We start from the raw sequence: 17,519 nt of genomic DNA on the forward strand, positions 1-17,519 counted from the left end.
TGCGTACCTGGGTAAAGGTCTGCCGGACCTTTACTCAGGTATGCAGCGCAAATAAAAGTGGGCGGCAACATAAGCGCCGCCCATCAGATATCAATTATTAGTTTGCGTATGCACTCTCAAGAACCTGCTGCATTGTCTTTATAAATCCAGCTTCATCAAGGCTTCCAGCTGCATAGTCAGCAAATACCTGACCTGTATAGTTCTGTGCGATACCTTCTTTGAAACCTGGAATTGACCAGTGCCATGCGGATGTCTTTCCTGCGTTCTGATAATCAGTAATTGTCTGAGCAAACGGATCATCGCCTACGATTGTGCAGGATTTAAATGGGCTTACGAATCCAGCTTCTTTTACGAGGACTTCCTGAGCTTCATCTGTTGTCAGCCACTGAAGGAATGCTTCTGCTGCTTCTACATTACCATCTTTGTATACGGACCACCAGGATGGGGAGCTTGTAAGGATTGTATCCTGTCCATCTTCGAATGCGTACGGGATCATACCAACTTCGAAGTTACCAGCTTCTTTGTAAGCATCAGCATCGTCACCAACCATTGTGGCACCAATCCAGGAACCCTGTGTAACAAATGCATATTTACCTGATGAGAAGTTCAGAATCTGCTGATCATATGTACCGGATACAAGGAGTGCCGGATCAGAATACTGATTCAGAAGACCTACAAATTTAGCAAAATCTGTAAAACGGGCTTCGTCAAGTTTACCGCCATCATTGAGCATGTCAATGTAAGTAGTGTCATCTCTGTCAAGACCTTCATCCAGATATGTACCAAATAAATGGTTACCGGTTGACCAGTAAAGGTTAACTGGTTCTGCTGCATAACCTACAACTGCTGTCAGTCCAAGTTCATCTTTCTTGGAGTCGATTGTCTCGAATGCTTTCTGAATTGCATCCGGACTTGTTAATGTGGAAGGATCAACTCCTGCTTTATCAAGGATATCTTTATTATAAGCAAGACCAATTGCTTCTGTTGTATATGGGAAACCGATTGTACCCTGGCTCTCATCAACATAAGCTGCATCTGTATCAGAAGCCCATTTCTGATCACTCATATCTACTAACATATCTGTCCAGTTAGCAAAGTCTGCTCCACTACCATTTACGAAGATATCAGGCATGTTATCTGACTGATAGTATCCTTTCAGAGTACCCTGAATATCGATTCCACCGCCCATGGATTCGATTTCTACTTTAGTTCCTGTTTCTTTCTCATACATTTCAGCTAATTTCTTCAGCTGAGCGTCAACTTCGATCTTACCATTTACAAGACGAATACTGTCACCGTCTGCTGCCTGTACGGATACTGCTGCCGGAACCATTGATGCGATCATAGATACTGCTAAAAGTGTTGCAAATACTTTTTTCTTCATTTTCGTCACCTCGTCATTTTTTTAACTGTTTCTTTTTACCTTTTGCGCATAAGGTTTTTTGATAGTTGTATAATACCACTTTGTTTCTGAAATAGCAAGACCTTTTTCGCATAAGTTTTAATTTTTTTATCTTTCTTTTTCGTCATTTGTTAAATATGCACAATTTATTTTTTCTATCTTATTACACTATGTCCAAAAAAGTGCTACTTTAAGGTCAAAAAAGTGCATACTCTTTGAATTGTATCCTATGGCTTGTGCCTGTTTTTCCTTCGTCAGACAAGTAAAAACTTCTGCGCAGAACATTACGGAATAATTTCCTGTAACATAATAAAACAGCATTTCAGGTTCTGCACCCGAAATGCTGTTTTATTATGTCTTATTCATTTTGTTTCCGTTTATGCTGCCTGTTCTTTTTTCTTACCGGTGATTGTAAGCAGATGGCTCTTGATCAGTACCGGACGTACTGCATTGTAGATCACTGCTACAAGAATCACCGAAACAACTGCATTGAATAATGTCGCTACAGCACTCATTTTTGCAAGTGCCTGTGCCAGTTCCTGAGGCTGTCCGAGAATATACTGTTTGTAGAAATATCCTACGATCGGATCTGCCACAACATTAAACGCAAGACCTGCTACAGAGGCAATCACACTCCATTTGAAAACGTATTTCTTATCTGTACTTTCATTAATCTTTGCAATCTTATGTGCTACCAGACCTGTGATCAGGCCAATACAGAATTTTAGTACAAATGTCTTTGGTGCGCCTGTAATATATACAGGATCCATCAGGTCTGCGATTCCCATTCCAATGGCACCGGACAATCCGCCGTATACACCGCCGATCAGAAGTGCTGCCAGTACGCAGAATGCATTTCCGATATGGATGGATGTTGCATCACCGCCCGGTACAGGGATCTTAATCTGCAGGAATGTAAAAGATACATAGCATAACGCAGCCATAAGAGCTGTCTCTGCAAGTTTTGTAATTGTGCTGTTCTGAGTATTCATAATAACTGTCCCCTCTCATATGATCTGATAGAAGGCCCATATCAATAAGCCAGATTGCCTGTTTGATTCTCACTATCAGATTTTTTATATATTGACGCATCAATATGTTGAAGTTATCATACGCGAAATGTGTCATTATTTCAATGACCAATTTTTTGAATTTTTTAGAGGTCAGATTAAATATTATGCAAAAAGCCCTCCGTCTGCATGCTGCTCACATGAAAACAGAGGGCTTCATTATTCTATTCGGTTAGATTCTTGCTACGCCTGATTTTCTTGCTGCTTCTGCTACAGCCTTAGCTACAGCGTCTTTTACGCGTGGGTCAAAGGCTGCCGGAAGAATATATTCCGCTGTTAATTCTTCGTCGCTTACCAGACCTGCGATTGCATATGCTGCTGCAACTTTCATTTCATCGTTAACATCTGATGCTCTTGCGTCCAGTACACCACGGAAGAGTCCCGGGAAGCAGAGTACGTTGTTTACCTGGTTCGGGTAATCAGAACGTCCTGTGGATACCACTGCTGCGCCTGCTGCTTTTGCTTCGTCAGGGAAGATTTCAGGTACCGGGTTTGCACATGCAAAGATGATAGGATCTTTTGCCATTGAGCGGACCATATCCTGTGTCAGTGTTCCAGGTGCGGATACACCGATGAAGATGTCTGCGCCTTTGATCACTTCTGCAAGAGTACCTTTCTCTTTGTTGAAGTTTGTAATCTTAGCCATCTCTTCTTTAATCGGGTTTAATCCTTCTCTTCCTTCGTAGATTGCACCCTTTCTGTCTGTCATGATTACGTTTTTAAGTCCCATGGACATTAACAGTTTGATGATAGCGATACCTGCAGCACCTGCTCCGGAAGTAACGATCTTCACTTCATCAAGCTTCTTGCCAACCAGTTTCAGCGCATTGATAACACCTGCAAGTGTGATAACTGCTGTTCCGTGCTGGTCATCGTGGAAGATCGGAATATCACAGCATTCTTTCAGTTTCTTTTCGATTTCAAAACATCTCGGTGCGGAAATATCCTCAAGGTTGATTCCTCCAAAGGATCCGGCCAGGAGGCTTACTGTCTTAACGATCTCATCAACATCTTTACTGCGGACGCAGAGCGGAATCGCGTCTACACCGCCGAATTCTTTAAAGAGTACACATTTGCCTTCCATAACAGGCATACCAGCTTCCGGTCCGATATCTCCCAGTCCAAGTACCGCGGTTCCGTCTGTTACAACAGCAACTGTATTCCAGCGTCTTGTCAGATCATAACTCTTGTTTACATCCTTCTGGATCTCCAGACAAGGCTGAGCAACACCTGGTGTGTAAGCAAGGCTTAAAGCATCTTTGGAATCTACTTTGGCTCTTGATACAACCTCAATTTTACCTTTTAAGTCATAATGCATTTTTAAAGATTCTTTTGCGTAGTCCATTTTGTTTTGGCTCCCTTCTGCACTCTTTTTTTGAGACGCCTACATTGTAACATTAACTCGGCTCAGATTCTACTGTTTTTCTGACCTTTTTTTATCAAAATAACTAAAACAGCATCTTTCTGCAGAAAATTGTGAAGATGCTGTTTCAGTTACGGGACTTTATCATCTGATATCAAGGGCAAAAAGGAGCTTTATATCATTATTTATCTGTATCAAAATGTACTTCTGTATCGGCAACTGCCCGCTCATCCAGGAGCTGTTTGAAGGTCTTGGTCTTTGCTTTTTCTTCGTAGTCATCGGACCAGTAGTAGCCTTTCAGCTCATCCATATACTCATAGTAATCACAAAGATAGATATATACTGTGGAAATATCCCTGTCCTGTATTGCATAGGTGCCCGCATTACCGTTTGCCACTCCGCCATATGGCATGATATCTCCATTGGCATCCAGCATAACAGCAAAATATTTTGTTTCCGGATCCTGCATTTTCATAGTGATCTCAAATGGTGTTTTCGTAATGGAGAGAACACCGTCTCCATTTTCATCTACCACATTTACATCCTTTTCAACCGTATCGGAAGTATTTTTCTCTACATCTACGTTGAACTTCCAGTCACCCTTCAGTGTCCATGAGTTATATCTGTTATTACCTTCATTTGCCTCAGGATATCGTTCATAATACTCATTCCACATCTCAGTGAAAAACTGATGTTCCAGATTCTTCTGCTCTTCTGTCAGGCTCTCATAATCTGCATCATCTGTGCTGATTCCATGCTCTGCCATTTTCTGATTATATTCATCCCACAGATCCTGAGGGATATCCGGAGTGGTATCCTGGTCATCCGGAAGAGTACCCACAATATCTTTCAGATCCAGCTCCATGGCAAACCTGTCAGGTACTTTGATGTCTTTGACATAATCGCTGATTGCCGGACCTCCCACCTGAGGAAGCTTCTCATCACTGTATTCATCCATTCCCAGTACCTGGGCTAACTTATCAAAACTAAAGTCCTCGGAATCTACATCAATCCCTTTTTCTTTGAAAAATGCATTACGCACCTCATAAAATTTTGTCCATCCTGCATCATCCACTGTCATATCTTCTACAGGAATACGCAAAACTCCTGCATAGGTGTTATCATCCAGCATTTTTCCATCCAGATAAGCATTGAACAGATTATTTTTTTCATCCATGTAATCATATTTCACTGTAGAATTCTCGCTGAGCTTAATATCGGGTTTTCCATCAGATGTAATGAATGTATCCGGAAATTTATCCTCTGTATGGATTGTCATGGACAGGTACAGAGCCATTTCATTACAGTATACTTCTGAAAGCGTGACAGTTGTTCCATTTACTGTTTTACTGTATGATTCATTGTCTTTCGTTTTATCTGCATTGTTATTTTCTGTTGTATTCTGATCCTCAGCCTGAGCACTTTGAGGATTACCTCCGTCCTCCTGACTTTCATCAGTATCTGCCAACTCTCCATCTTCTGCAGAATCTGTCAACTGCTTTGCATATTTCGAATAATCGCCATAAAATCCCATGGAATTACCGAGCTGCTTAAATACATTTCCAACCAGAGGGATGTTCTCTGCAAATGCCGGATTTGTGATACATACTGTTGAAAATACAGCTGCAGCTGCCAGTCAGTCCCAAAGCTGTTTTGTATACTGTTTTGAATTTCTTGTGCGATTTTGCTGTTCCTGTGGATTTCTTTCCGGAACTTCCTGTTGATTTTTCTGTTGATTTCTCCTGTAATCTTTGCACCATATTCTCTGTATTTTCCGTATGTCCAGAAGCTGCTGCCATTTCTCTGATTCTGGAAAATGCTTCGTTTTTTGCATCTTCTGCCTGCTTTGGCAATGGAAACTCTGCCTGCATGATTTCCTCTATCGCATTGTCATTTCTGTTATTCTTTTCTTTATCAAAATCCAACTTCTTCGCCATGATCACTTCATTCCTTTCTTGAACTTACTGTTATGTTTCCTGCTGTTACTGATCCTGTTCTCAGATTTTCATTCTGATATTCTGCAAACCTTCTGCTATCCCTGTGAATTCTCTGTTTTTCTTTTTTTTCTGCTGCAGTCTCTTCTTCTGAATATTATCTTCTGCTGAAGTATATTCCTGCTTTAGCTGCATACGGGCTCTGACCAGTCTGGTTTTTACAGTGTTTTCATTCATATTTAATATAGAAGCAATGTCTGCGATCCGAAATCCCTCTACATAATACAGAACCAGTATGATCCTGTAGGATTCGTCCAGCATTCCAAGCATTTCCTTGAACTCAAATTCCTCAATGGACATATCCTGTCCGGGGACTTCCGGAAGTTCTTCAGCTCTGCTGAAATTTTTGTAGTGTCTGTGGATTTTATTGCATTCATTGATCAGAATACGGATCATCCAGGTTTTGAAATATTCCGGATTTTTCAATGTATGTATTTTTTCAAAGCAGGTAAGTATGGTATCCTGCATGGCATCTGCGGCATCCTCATCATTATCAAGGATTCCCCTCGCCACCTTGTACATTGCCAGAGAATTCTTTTCCATCAGTTCCAGAAATGCATCCGCATCTCCTGAGATGGAGCGTTTTACCAACTGTATCAAATGCTGATCCTCCTTGCTTAGAGTTTTATGTGTTACTGTTTACTTCATGTCCAGTAGCTCTTATGTTTTTACAAATATGTTTCATTCGAATGAAGCTTTGTTGTTTTGTTTTACACTTATTAGATGGGGAATTATAGAGAAAAGTTTCATATCTTTTAAATAAATTTTCAGGTATCGGATTTTTATAGTTATTATAACTTCTCGTCCGCATATAATTGTAATACAACCAAATTATAATCTCTGGATTTTCCTACAAAAAAAGCGGCACATTTCTGCGCCGTTTTTTTATCACTCATAATCTTTCTTAACGTTTTTTTTATTCTTCAGCATTCAACCTCTTCTGATACATAGACTGGAGCAGGAATTTTCCTGTCTCTGTTTTGAATACTTTTTCCAGCATGTTTCTCACATTGTTTCCGGAGAAATTACCCTCATCTGCATTTACCAGATAATCTGCTTCTATCATGATCTGATAATCAATACCATCGATTCCGGTTATTGTATGATGATGACTTACAATATAAGAAACACGATCTACAAATTCTTTCGGCAGATCTGAATCTGCGAAAAATTCCTTTATCAGTGCCGCACTTTCTTCCTCCTGATGTTTACCGTTGGCATTTCCGTATTTTACTCTGCAGAGAGGGCAGGCAATATCATGGACAACCGCAGTAACCTCCACCAGCTTCTGCTGCTCCGGTGACAGATTTTCGCCTTCCGCGATTGTTTTTGCATATGCGTATACTTTCATGAAATGGTTGATGTCATGAAGATCTCCCTTGGAATACTCTACCATTTTCTTTATAACTTCTGCTACTGTCATGTTTTGTTCCTGCCTTTCTCTTACGGGTTTCGTTACTTATGCACTCCGTTCTCAGTAACCGGGTTTATCTTATTCTGAAAAACAGCAGAATCTTTCGATCCTGCTGTTTACAATTATCAATTATTTGCAGAGTTCCTCTGCCATAGCCTCAATCTCCGCTTCGTTTGCTTCGCTTAAGGAAGAAGTGATCTTTACATTATTTTCCAGCCATGTAATGTTTTTGCTCTTTTCGAACATTCCCTGCATGATTCTTGCTGCTGCAGGTGCCCAGCTTCCGTTTTCGATGAGACCGATAGTGCGGTTCTGGTAGCTGCGTTCTGTAAGGTTCTCAATGTAGGTACGCATAAATGGGAAAATATCTCCGTTGTATGTAATTGTGGCAAGTACCAGTTTGCCGTAACGGAAAGCATCTTCCACTGCTTTTGCCATGTCATCTCTTGCAAGGTCAAATACAGTTACTTTCGGGCAACCTTTTTCTTCCAGTTTCTGTGCCAGAAGTTCTACTGCTTTCTTTGTGTTTCCATATACAGATGTATAGGCGATCACAACACCTTCGCTCTCTACTTTGTAGGAGGACCAGATATCGTATTTCTCAATGTAATGTCCCAGATTCTCTGTAAGGATCGGTCCATGAAGCGGACAGATTGTCTGGATATCCAGAGTTGCGGCAGCTTTCAGAAGTTTCTGAACCTGTGCACCGTATTTTCCAACAATTCCGATATAGTAACGGCATGCTTCGCAGTCCCAGTCTTCTTCTACGTCAAGTGCTCCGAATTTGCCGAAACCATCTGCTGAAAACAGAACCTTATCAGTGCTGTCATAGGTAACCATAACCTCCGGCCAGTGAACCATTGGTGCAAATACAAAAGTCAGCACATGTTTTCCAAGTGTCAGGCTGTCACCGTTTGCAACCACCAGCTTCTTTCCGTCCAGATTCAGGTTTCTGAAGAAATTTCCCATCATAGTGAAGGTCTTGATATTTGCAACTACGGTTGTATCAGGATATACTTTCATGAAGTTCTCGATATTTGCGGCATGATCCGGCTCCATATGCTGTACTACCAGATAATCCGGTTTCGCACCGTCCAGGACCTTGGCTACATTTTCAAGCCATTCATCTTTGAAATTAGCATCTACGGTATCCATAACTGCAATCTTTTCATCCATGATCACATATGAATTATAGGACATACCGTTTGGCACTACATACTGACCTTCAAACAGATCTATCTGATGATCATTTACACCTACATAATAAATATCATTTCCGATTTTCATGATAAAATGTTCCTCCTTAGCAATATCCGAGCCGGTCAAATCCGGTTAAAATTTCCAATTCTTTATTTCTGAACCTATTATATTCACATTCATATCGTTCGTCAAGTCTCATTTTATCTCTAAAATTTCACCCCTTAACTCATATATAAAAAGTAATACTGTCGTTTTATTTAATACTTATTCTGGTAAAATTCCATATTCCTTATATAACCGTTTTCGAGTCTCTGCATTTGTCACAACAGACTGTATTTCTGCACTTCTTCCATCCATAATCAGACGATTAAGTAAAGTGCTTAATCGTTCTTCGCCGATTGCTTCTCCAATCGCTATGCCCTTTGCTTCTCCAATCGCTATGCCCTTTGCTTCTCCAATCGCTATGCCCTTTGCTTCTCCAATTGCCCTCCCCCTTGCTTCTCCAATTGCTTTTGCCTCTGCTTCCGCCTCTTTTTGAAGCCGTTCGAGCCTTTCAGATTCCAGTTCAAGAACTTTTCCACCCATAATCTCACCTATTCCTTTCCGGACTGTTTTTTCATTCCTGCATATATAGTCCGCTATTTCTATGATCAGTTTATTTAAATTCATGTATAAAGCCGTCTTATCTGCTCCTGAAAGTTCTCTTTCCAGATTTATCCGGATTTCCTCATAGTCATTTAGCAAACTCTGGAACATTTCCGGATTCTCACTCATTTCATGAATATCCTTTTCATATCGCATAATATAAAACGGCAGAAGCATCAGTAAATTTTTTTCAAAAATACTGTTTCTCGTATATGTCTCCAATTTCATTGTCGGAACCCAATAATGTACTATTTTCTCATCCGAAAGTACCATCTCTATCTCCAGAAAATCCGGCGTATTCTTTCCGCTTCTCAAATATAATACGCAGGACTTTGGAAAATCCATCCTGTATTTGCGTCCCTGTTTCTGTGCATTTTCAATTGCTATGGAGAAATCATATTCTATCATACGAATTGCCATAGTTGTATCGTCTGCACTTTGACATTCAATATGATACAATTTACCAGCAATCTTTAAACAGGAATCCGTGATAATCTCTCCGTTTTCCTGCTGGTGTTCATTGCGCAGCTGCACAATCGGTACATTCTCCGGATAAGAAGTATGGAATACTTCATTAATCAAAGGTACTGCCAGATATGGCATTTTCTCAATCATTGTACGAAATACATCATCAAATATCGTATTATTCATTAGATACCTCACTTCTATTCTAACATACGGCAACAATGTTTGAATACCCAATTTGCACAAATATCATAAATCGGATAATCTTTATCTTTCGTACATGCTTTCATAAAGGGAAATAGATGACCGACTGGTCTGGAACTCAGATATATAAATTCAGTGTAACAAACGCATGCTGTTCCGTCAATCAATAGTTTTCGACACATCAACACTGCTTTTGAAAATTTATTCCTTACGTTTCAGTAACAAATTCTCAGTTCACAATACACAAGGCTGTCACACTACATAAGCAATTAGTGTAACAGCCTCTTTTCTATTCTCTGAGATCAGGCTCACGAAATCCTGCCGTCTTTCATTTCAAATACAGTATCAACGATATCCATAGTAGATTTTCTGTGTTACGTAACGTAATTTCTGTTTATACTTCACCATTTTTTAATTTTCGTTCTAACTCTAAAACTTCTTTTCTGCACAATTCTATCGCATCATTACAGGTTTCCACATCATCACCATCTATCTCTATGCTATCGTCACCAGGATATCTGGTTGAAAAATAGAAACCATCTATCATTCTCATATGTGTCTGCGTATTTTTTGAAAACTCTGCTCCCATATTTCCTTTTAGAAATTTCATCAATCTGTTCAGACTATGTGTACGCAAAATATTTTCAAAATCTTTCTGTTGTATAGCATCATCCGGTTTATAGTATTCTGAGATCAGATGCTTCATATATTTTTCGCATATTCCCTGCGCCATGGCACCCATCATATTTGCAACTATCCCCGCATCATAAGAGGCTTTAAAATATTGAAAATCATTTTCTGCAAAATCAAAATAACTGTTCAAGGCCATATCTGAATTCCTTCCTTTCGCACATTTGTATAATACAGCATTTTGTTCCTTTTCCAGTCATCGCCAACTACAATTTTCATATCCGTTTCTGCATCATCCAATTCCTCAGAGGATACTTCTGATTTTAGAAGATAAAGATATTTTTTAAGTTCCGGCCGGGAGCGGAATGACTCTGACAGTTCCAGAAACAGATCAACATCACTGCTATATTTCTCTTCTCCCCGTGCACAACTGCCATACAGATATATTGTCTTAATATAAGGCCTTATGCATGATGACTGAATAGTTCGTAAAGCATACTCCGCTGCATCTCTCTGCCGTTTTGATCTGATACATGTCAGCATTTTCTATTCCTCCGTTTTCTCTGTATATTATTTCCAGATTATGCTTACATTTTCTGCTTCAGGATTTCTTTGTAAAAAAATTATAACATTCCTTATCTTCTATGTCTATCTTCCATTTATCTGGTGAAAAATTAGAGTGTATTATTGTTACTTTCTTTTATTTTCCTTCAAAGATCTGAGCGATCGGTGAATCTGCAGACAGTATCACTGTTTTGTCCTCACCTTTCATAGATGTCTTCAGCGCATCCAGGCTTCTCACAAATGAATAAAACTCACTCCTGTCCTCTTCTCCATAAGCCTGCGCAAGGATTTTCATATATTCCTGCTCACCCTCCGCCTCCAGGATCTCTGCCTGTTTTTTGGCATCGGAAATCTGGATTGCTACTTCTTTGTCTGTTTTATTTCGGATCACCTTTGCTTCAGAGTTTCCCTCTGCCTTGTAAGTCGCTGCAATATTATCCCGTTCAGAAATCATTCGTTCATACACAGCTTCCTTATTATCATCTGGCAGGTCCAGCTGCTTGGTTTCGAATTTGAGAAGTTCGATTCCATACTGATCCATGTTTGTTCCTATTGCCTCCATGACCATATCAGACAGTTCTCCGTCACGGCTTGTGATCACCTGATCCTGTGACATACTGCTGATTGCATTTTTAGTGGCATTATACACAGCAGTATTAATTCGGCTTTCACCACTTTCCACAGAAGAGTTTAATGTCTGTGCAAATTTAAGCGGGTCGCTGATTTTCCAGAGAACATAGCTGTCGCTGATCATCGTTTTCTTATCTTTTGTAATTACATCAGATGCTGCCAGATCACACAGCAGTGTTTCCTTTGGCAATGACTGTGTACTCTCTATAAACGGAATCTTAAAACTGATTCCCGATGAGCTGATCACCCTGTCAACCTTACCAAACTGACGGATCAGCTTATATTCATTTTGCTGGGTTACTGTTACCGACGCTCCGACAGCTGCAACCACTGCAGACACACCAATTAATATTCCAATTTTCTTACCTTTCATAAATTAGTCCTTTCCAAATTATATCTCTATCCTTCGTATTTCATTTACCAAAACACTTTTTATATGAAATATTTTCTGTCATTTCTTTATTCGTTCTCAGAATCATTTAAATCTTGTGTGTCCTGAGCAGGATCTGTGTTCAGTGTCTCTGTCGGATTTTCTGAACTGTTCCCTGTAAAAGAATCTAACGGCAGAACCTTCTGCACTCCATCTCCATTATCAATCACAATCTTCATTCCCGGCAGCACATCTTCCATTGTCTCATAGAACATACGCTTCTTTGTGATCTCCGGATTCTTAACATACTCCTCATACATGGCATTAAAACGTGCAACCTCAGCTTCTGCTTCATTAATCCTTACCTGTTTCTGCGCCTCAGCATCCTGAATGATCTGGTCTGCTTCTGCCTCAGCCTCCGGAAGCTTTTCGTTTCTGTATTTATTGGCATTATTCAAAGCAGTTTCTTTTCCCTGCTTGGCAGTTTCTACTGCTTTAAATGCTTTCATAACCTCCTGTGTGGGCGGTTCTGAATCCTGGATTGTGATATTCACAAGCTGAATCCCCAGATCCTGTTCCTCCATCTGCTTCAGGATCATTTCTTTAATCTTACTCTGGATCTCACCTTTTCCGGTGGTAAGCACTTCATCCACATCATAACTTGCGATTACTGTACGGATACAGCTTTGAGAAATATTTTTTAGAATATCTTCCGGTTCCTCTGAATTATAAAGATATTTTACCGGTTCTAAAATTCTGTACTCAACAAAGAAATCTACATCAATAAAGTTATAATCCGAGGTAATCATAATGCCCTCATTCTCAACCACCGAATTATCTCCCATACTATATCCAATAGGAAATCCCTGGATCGTTGTATTTACTTTCTGTACCTTCTGTATAAAAGGAATCTTAAAATGCAGTCCTGTTTCTGCCACTGCCTTCGGCACTCCGAAAGTTGTCAATACTGCCTGTTCCTGCTCCTGGATCTGATAGGTAGCATCTCCTGCAAGCCCTGCAATAATCACCAACCCTGCTGCTCCTATTACAATACGTTTCACATGTTTTCCCGGCTTCTGTAATTTTTTAAATGGATTTACTCTTTCGTTCACTTTTCTCCTCCGTTTCACCATTTGGCATAATTAAATTTTTTGCTTCTAAAAATTTCTGAAGAAAAGAAAAAGACTTTCATTTCAGACATAACATGAGCTCTTCTCTTAATGTCTAAAACAAAAGTCTTGCCGATTATATCATAATGCGGGCATTCTTAATCTGCCGTTCTGACGCATTTATGTACCATTTATAGGAAAAACAAGTCCAGTTCTTCATAACGATGGCCGCTACTCCCTTTTCTTTGAGCAGCATCATATCATAACTATTTACAAAATGCAAGAAATATTTTTCTCAAACGCCCCATATAGTCCTCAGCGTTTCCAAATCCTTATTTATAATTTGCATCTGATTCTGCTCATTAAATTTTCTCAACGGAAGCAGGTTATAATAATTCTCAATGATGATCCATCCTTCATAGCCATGTTTTTTCAGGATTTCCATCTGAGGGAAGAAATCTGTGTTTCCCTCTCCCAGCAGGCAGCCGCCTGGTTCATTGATACCATCTTTTACATGAAGCTGACTATCCATATATGGATAAAGCCCCTCCAACTGTTCGCACTGATCCATGTTAAAATTAAATTTGAAATTCTGTGTATCAAAGTGTATTGTCAGATTCGGCATATTAATTTCTTTCAGAAGCTGAATCTGTTCTTTATAATCCAGCGCATTTTCTGTCATAACAGTAATATCTTTCTTTTCTGCTTTTTCGCAAATAAATCTCAGTGCATCCTTTGTTGCTTCTACATGAGATTCTTCTGTGATCAGATTTCCAAGGAAGTTTGGAACCATGATCTTGGATATTCCCATTTCTGCCGCTACCTGAACTGCCAGTTCCATCTGGTCATACGCGATCTTTCCATTCTCTGTATCTTTTCCATGGATAAATTCATGATCCATCACATCATTAAGAACAATAGACGGATATTCGATTCCTAACCTGTTTCCCTCTTCAAGATACGCTTCCTGAACCTGTTTCTGAGCTAACGGATAACCCCATTCATAACTTCCAAGTTCAAGTTGAATTCCATCCAGTCCAGCTTCCTTTGCAATCTGTGGTCCAAAATATCCACCACCAGGAAGTCCCCATGCCACACAGCCAAATTTAATCTTTTTCTCCATATATGCCACCTACTCTAAATTTGCATGATTCTTAAACATTTCTTCTTCTGTTTTTCCAAGTTTCTTCATAAGAATCATAATAACTGCATCATAAACGATCCAACTCATCTGTTCAAACGCATTTCCCATAGGCTGAGCAGATTCACTTGTATCTTCCAGGTTACTCTTTGGAGTTGCACCCGGAATTACGATACAGCTTTCACATACCTTGCCAATGGAAGCTTCCGGATGAATTGTTACTGTCACAACAGATGCTCCTGCTTTTTTTGCTTTATTTGCCATAACAATCAAACTGTCAGTTTCTCCTGAACCTGAACTGATAATAAGAAGATCTTTTTTTTCAATTGCCGGTGTTGTCGGTTCTCCCACAAAGAATACTTCCAACCCCAAATGCATCAGGCGATTTGCAAACCCTCTTGCTACAAACCCAGAACGTCCAGCTCCTGCTACAAAAATATGCCTAGCTTTAATAATCTCATTAGCAAACTTTTCAAGTGAAGAAGAAGAAATATGTTTTGCATTTTCTGTCAATTCTTCAAGAATTTCCTCCAGTATAATTGAATTTTCCATTTCTATCATCTCCTTTTCCATTGCCTTTTTTATTCAGGCTTTTATTTTTCTGGAAAATTTGAATCCGGTCTGTTTAAACCAGTCAATATAAACTGCAATCAGAATTACAATACCCTGTACAATATACTGCCAGGAAGAGTCAATACCAAGAAGGTTCATACCATTTTTCAGAACACCGATTACAATTGCACCGATAACAGTTCCTGCGATGGTACCACGACCTCCGTTCATACTTGTTCCACCAAGAACAACTGCAGAAATCGCATCCATTTCAGCTCCGTCTCCCAGTGTCATCATTGCAGTAAAAGTACGTCCTACTGTAAGGATTCCTGCTAAAGATGCAAGTAACGCACTATATACAAATACGAAAAATGTAACCTTTTTTACATTAATACCAGAATATTCAGCAGCCTGTTTATTACCACCAACTGCATAAATATGACGGCCTAATTTTGTTTTATTAAGGATAAAAGAAGAAACTGCAATTACTGCAACAATACAATATAACTGAATCGGAATTCCAAAGATAGTACCCATTCCCCAAAAAGTATAGCTGTCATCAAGAACAGAAATTGTCTGAGCCTTTGTATAAACACGGGCAATACCACGACCGATATTCATCATTGCAAGAGTAACGATAAATGCCGGAATATTTGTAGAAGAAACAATGTAACCGTTAATAAGACCAATTACAACTCCAGCAAGGATTCCTCCAAGGATACCAACATAAACAGGAAGTCCATTCCATGAAATGAGTCCTGCACTGATACATCCTGAAACCGCAATTACTGATCCTACAGAAAGATCAATTCCTGCAAGCAGAATTACGAAAGTCATTCCACATGCCAGAAACAAATTGATTGTAATCTGTCTGACTACATTAAATAGGTTTGTAACTGTTGCAAAACTGCTGGTTGTAAAACTTAATACAACGCAAAGAATAACCAGTCCCGCAAGAATACCCATATTAGATTTAATTGTCTGTATTACAGATAAATTTTTCCAGTTTTTATTTTCCATAATCGTCACCCTATTTCCTTTGTCGCAAACGCCATAATTTTTTCCTGATTAAATTCATTTCTGTTCAATATTCCTGTGGTGTGTCCCTGATTCATTACCACAATACGATCGCACATGTTGATCAGCTCCGGCATCTCCGAAGATATGAAAATAATTGATAAACCTGTTGCTGTCAGATCATCAATCAGATGATAAATATCTGATTTTGTTTTTACATCAATGCCTCTTGTCGGCTCGTCCAGAATAAGAATTTTTTCTGTGACCAGAAGCCATCTGCTGATAATAACTTTCTGCTGATTACCTCCTGAAAGCTTTCCGATTTCCTGCTCTATAGAGGAATATTTTGTCTGCATAACTTCATCAACATATTTTCTGGCAAGTTCAATTTCTTTCTTCCTGTTATATCGGCCTTTTTTCAAAAATTTGTCCAATATTTCAATCGTTGCATTAAAACGTATTCCCTGGATCGGATAAATTCCTGACTGCTTTCTGTCTTCCGGAACAAGTCCGATTCCTGCATTTATTGCAGTTTTTACATTTTTAATATCAACTTCTTTATTTTCAATATAGATATGTCCGCTATCCTTATGACGAAGTCCAAAAATACATTCCATTGTTTCACTTCGTCCGGATCCAACCAGTCCTGAGAACCCAAGAACCTCTCCTCTTCTCAGTTCAAAATCAACATTTTTTACTTCTTTTCCAGAAGCAAGTTTTTCTACCTTGAGAATAATATCATCTGAATAGTTTTCATGTTTCTGATACAAATCTCCAAGTTTTCTTCCAACCATGAGCGCCACCAGATCATCATGTGTGGTCTCTTTTGTCACTACTGTATCGATATATTCACCATCTCGCATAACTGTGATACGATCAGTGATTGCATCCAATTCAGCCATTCGATGACTAATATAAATAATTCCAACATTCTTTGCTTTTAAAGCTTTGATCGCCTCAAAAAGAGCATCTACTTCATTTTCTGTCAAAGATGAAGTCGGTTCATCCATAACGATTATTTTTGCGCCAAAGGAAATAGCGCGAATAATTTCTACCATCTGCTGCTGTGCAATATTTAAATCTCGGATAAATTGAGTTGATTTCAGATCAAGGTGCATAGAATCCAAAAATCCCTGCGCCATTTCATTCATTTTCTTTTTATCGACAGTACCTGCTTTTGTTTTTGGTTCCTGTCCAATAAAAATATTTTCTGAAATTGTCATATCTGGAATCAACATCAGTTCCTGATGTATAATACGAATTCCGTGCTCTTTTGCGCTCTCAACACCTGTAATTTCTACTTCTTGTCCATCAACCAGAATCTGTCCGCTGTCTTTTGTATAAACTCCACCGAGAATTTTAATCAATGTAGATTTTCCGGCACCATTTTCACCTAAGAGAGCATGAACCTCACCTGCTTCCAATTCCAAGTGATTGTTCTTCAGCACAGAAACTCCGGAAAAAGACTTACAGATATTTTTCATTTCCAATAAATGTGCCATAAATTTTCTCCTCTAAATAACAAACATTTCCCACCTTTTTCTATATGGGGGCAAAAATGGGTGCAGCCTACGCTGCACCCGCTCAGATTTACTGCCAGTCAGCGTCTAAATATTCATCAATATTTGAAGAATCAATTGCAAATGCAGGTACATCTACTTCGAATTCTTCCGGTTTTTCCCCTGCGATAAGAGTTTTAGCTGCCTTATAGCACTCTTTACCAATTGTAATCGGTACTTAGTTCTGCCG

General features: G+C 39.3%; 16 protein-coding genes and 1 pseudogene. All 17 read right to left on the minus strand.

Going from position 1 to position 17,519, the window contains the following annotated elements; translation table 11 throughout:
* Positions 1-97: 97 nt before the first annotated feature.
* The 17 genes and pseudogenes from AC075L_RS18500 to AC075L_RS18580 all read right to left on the minus strand — a co-directional run bounded on the left by AC075L_RS18500 (position 98) and on the right by AC075L_RS18580 (position 17,272).
* The gene (locus AC075L_RS18500; protein WP_407844391.1) at positions 98-1,345 is read right to left on the minus strand and encodes an ABC transporter substrate-binding protein; all 1,248 of its coding nucleotides are present in this window, start codon (positions 1,343-1,345) and stop codon (positions 98-100) included.
* A 434-nt stretch (positions 1,346-1,779) separates the two neighbouring features.
* Entirely contained in the window at positions 1,780-2,394 is a 615-nt protein-coding gene (locus AC075L_RS18505) for an ECF transporter S component (protein WP_025580445.1), read from the minus strand.
* Between the two features lie 250 nt (positions 2,395-2,644).
* Positions 2,645-3,817 carry an NAD(P)-dependent malic enzyme gene (locus AC075L_RS18510; RefSeq protein ID WP_008705797.1) on the minus strand — a complete coding sequence of 391 codons (1,173 nt, stop codon included), beginning with the start codon at positions 3,815-3,817 and terminating at the stop codon, positions 2,645-2,647.
* A 199-nt stretch (positions 3,818-4,016) separates the two neighbouring features.
* Complete coding sequence (locus AC075L_RS18515; RefSeq protein ID WP_476388008.1) at positions 4,017-5,471, minus strand: DUF4179 domain-containing protein; 1,455 nt, start codon at positions 5,469-5,471, stop codon at positions 4,017-4,019.
* Positions 5,386-5,772, minus strand: a complete 387-nt coding sequence (locus AC075L_RS18520; protein ID WP_476388004.1) for a hypothetical protein — start codon at positions 5,770-5,772, stop codon at positions 5,386-5,388. The genes AC075L_RS18515 and AC075L_RS18520 overlap by 86 nt, the downstream gene beginning before the upstream one ends.
* Positions 5,773-5,832: 60 nt before the next feature.
* Positions 5,833-6,429 (minus strand): RNA polymerase sigma factor, encoded by a 597-nt coding sequence (locus AC075L_RS18525; protein ID WP_022380865.1) that lies wholly within the window; start codon positions 6,427-6,429, stop codon positions 5,833-5,835.
* Between the two features lie 316 nt (positions 6,430-6,745).
* Positions 6,746-7,252 (minus strand): HD domain-containing protein, encoded by a 507-nt coding sequence (locus AC075L_RS18530; RefSeq protein ID WP_119253396.1) that lies wholly within the window; start codon positions 7,250-7,252, stop codon positions 6,746-6,748.
* Between the two features lie 123 nt (positions 7,253-7,375).
* Positions 7,376-8,530: pseudogene (locus tag AC075L_RS18535) on the minus strand (FprA family A-type flavoprotein); the annotation flags it as partial.
* Between the two features lie 177 nt (positions 8,531-8,707).
* Positions 8,708-9,739: a hypothetical protein gene (locus tag AC075L_RS18540; RefSeq protein WP_119253398.1), complete on the minus strand. Its 1,032-nt coding sequence runs from the start codon at positions 9,737-9,739 to the stop codon at positions 8,708-8,710.
* 412 nt (positions 9,740-10,151) lie between these two features.
* Positions 10,152-10,586 carry a HEPN domain-containing protein gene (locus AC075L_RS18545; protein WP_476388005.1) on the minus strand — a complete coding sequence of 145 codons (435 nt, stop codon included), beginning with the start codon at positions 10,584-10,586 and terminating at the stop codon, positions 10,152-10,154.
* A complete protein-coding gene (locus tag AC075L_RS18550) occupies positions 10,577-10,930 on the minus strand; it encodes a nucleotidyltransferase domain-containing protein (protein WP_476388006.1) in 354 nt (117 codons plus the stop codon). Before AC075L_RS18550 ends, AC075L_RS18545 begins: the two co-directional genes overlap by 10 nt.
* 157 nt (positions 10,931-11,087) lie before the next feature.
* Positions 11,088-11,954 (minus strand): protease modulator HflC, encoded by an 867-nt coding sequence (gene hflC, locus AC075L_RS18555; protein ID WP_476388007.1) that lies wholly within the window; start codon positions 11,952-11,954, stop codon positions 11,088-11,090.
* Between the two features lie 86 nt (positions 11,955-12,040).
* On the minus strand, positions 12,041-13,063 hold the full coding sequence (hflK, locus tag AC075L_RS18560) for an FtsH protease activity modulator HflK (protein ID WP_243097094.1): 1,023 nt from the start codon (positions 13,061-13,063) through the stop codon (positions 12,041-12,043).
* 292 nt (positions 13,064-13,355) lie between these two features.
* A complete protein-coding gene (locus AC075L_RS18565) occupies positions 13,356-14,183 on the minus strand; it encodes a sugar phosphate isomerase/epimerase family protein (RefSeq protein ID WP_118521731.1) in 828 nt (275 codons plus the stop codon).
* Positions 14,184-14,192: 9 nt separating this feature from the next.
* On the minus strand, positions 14,193-14,753 hold the full coding sequence (hxlB, locus tag AC075L_RS18570) for a 6-phospho-3-hexuloisomerase (protein ID WP_022379835.1): 561 nt from the start codon (positions 14,751-14,753) through the stop codon (positions 14,193-14,195).
* 33 nt (positions 14,754-14,786) lie between these two features.
* Positions 14,787-15,773 (minus strand): ABC transporter permease, encoded by a 987-nt coding sequence (locus tag AC075L_RS18575; RefSeq protein ID WP_022379836.1) that lies wholly within the window; start codon positions 15,771-15,773, stop codon positions 14,787-14,789.
* A gap of 5 nt (positions 15,774-15,778) precedes the next feature.
* On the minus strand, positions 15,779-17,272 hold the full coding sequence (locus AC075L_RS18580; protein ID WP_022379837.1) for a sugar ABC transporter ATP-binding protein: 1,494 nt from the start codon (positions 17,270-17,272) through the stop codon (positions 15,779-15,781).
* Between the last annotated feature and the right edge of the window lie 247 nt (positions 17,273-17,519).

This window comes from Blautia sp. ZXY-1-B12 (assembly GCF_056339915.1).

Coding starts and splice junctions, on each gene's coding strand:
- AC075L_RS18500 (WP_407844391.1), bottom strand. CDS start 1,345: ATGATCGCATCAATGGTTCCGGCAGCAGTATCCGTACAGGCAGCAGAC.
- AC075L_RS18505 (WP_025580445.1), bottom strand. CDS start 2,394: ATGAATACTCAGAACAGCACAATTACAAAACTTGCAGAGACAGCTCTT.
- AC075L_RS18510 (WP_008705797.1), bottom strand. CDS start 3,817: ATGGACTACGCAAAAGAATCTTTAAAAATGCATTATGACTTAAAAGGT.
- AC075L_RS18520 (WP_476388004.1), bottom strand. CDS start 5,772: ATGGCGAAGAAGTTGGATTTTGATAAAGAAAAGAATAACAGAAATGAC.
- AC075L_RS18530 (WP_119253396.1), bottom strand. CDS start 7,252: ATGACAGTAGCAGAAGTTATAAAGAAAATGGTAGAGTATTCCAAGGGA.
- AC075L_RS18540 (WP_119253398.1), bottom strand. CDS start 9,739: ATGAATAATACGATATTTGATGATGTATTTCGTACAATGATTGAGAAA.
- AC075L_RS18545 (WP_476388005.1), bottom strand. CDS start 10,586: ATGGCCTTGAACAGTTATTTTGATTTTGCAGAAAATGATTTTCAATAT.
- AC075L_RS18550 (WP_476388006.1), bottom strand. CDS start 10,930: ATGCTGACATGTATCAGATCAAAACGGCAGAGAGATGCAGCGGAGTAT.
- hflC (WP_476388007.1), bottom strand. CDS start 11,954: ATGAAAGGTAAGAAAATTGGAATATTAATTGGTGTGTCTGCAGTGGTT.
- AC075L_RS18565 (WP_118521731.1), bottom strand. CDS start 14,183: ATGGAGAAAAAGATTAAATTTGGCTGTGTGGCATGGGGACTTCCTGGT.
- hxlB (WP_022379835.1), bottom strand. CDS start 14,753: ATGGAAAATTCAATTATACTGGAGGAAATTCTTGAAGAATTGACAGAA.
- AC075L_RS18575 (WP_022379836.1), bottom strand. CDS start 15,773: ATGGAAAATAAAAACTGGAAAAATTTATCTGTAATACAGACAATTAAA.
- AC075L_RS18580 (WP_022379837.1), bottom strand. CDS start 17,272: ATGGCACATTTATTGGAAATGAAAAATATCTGTAAGTCTTTTTCCGGA.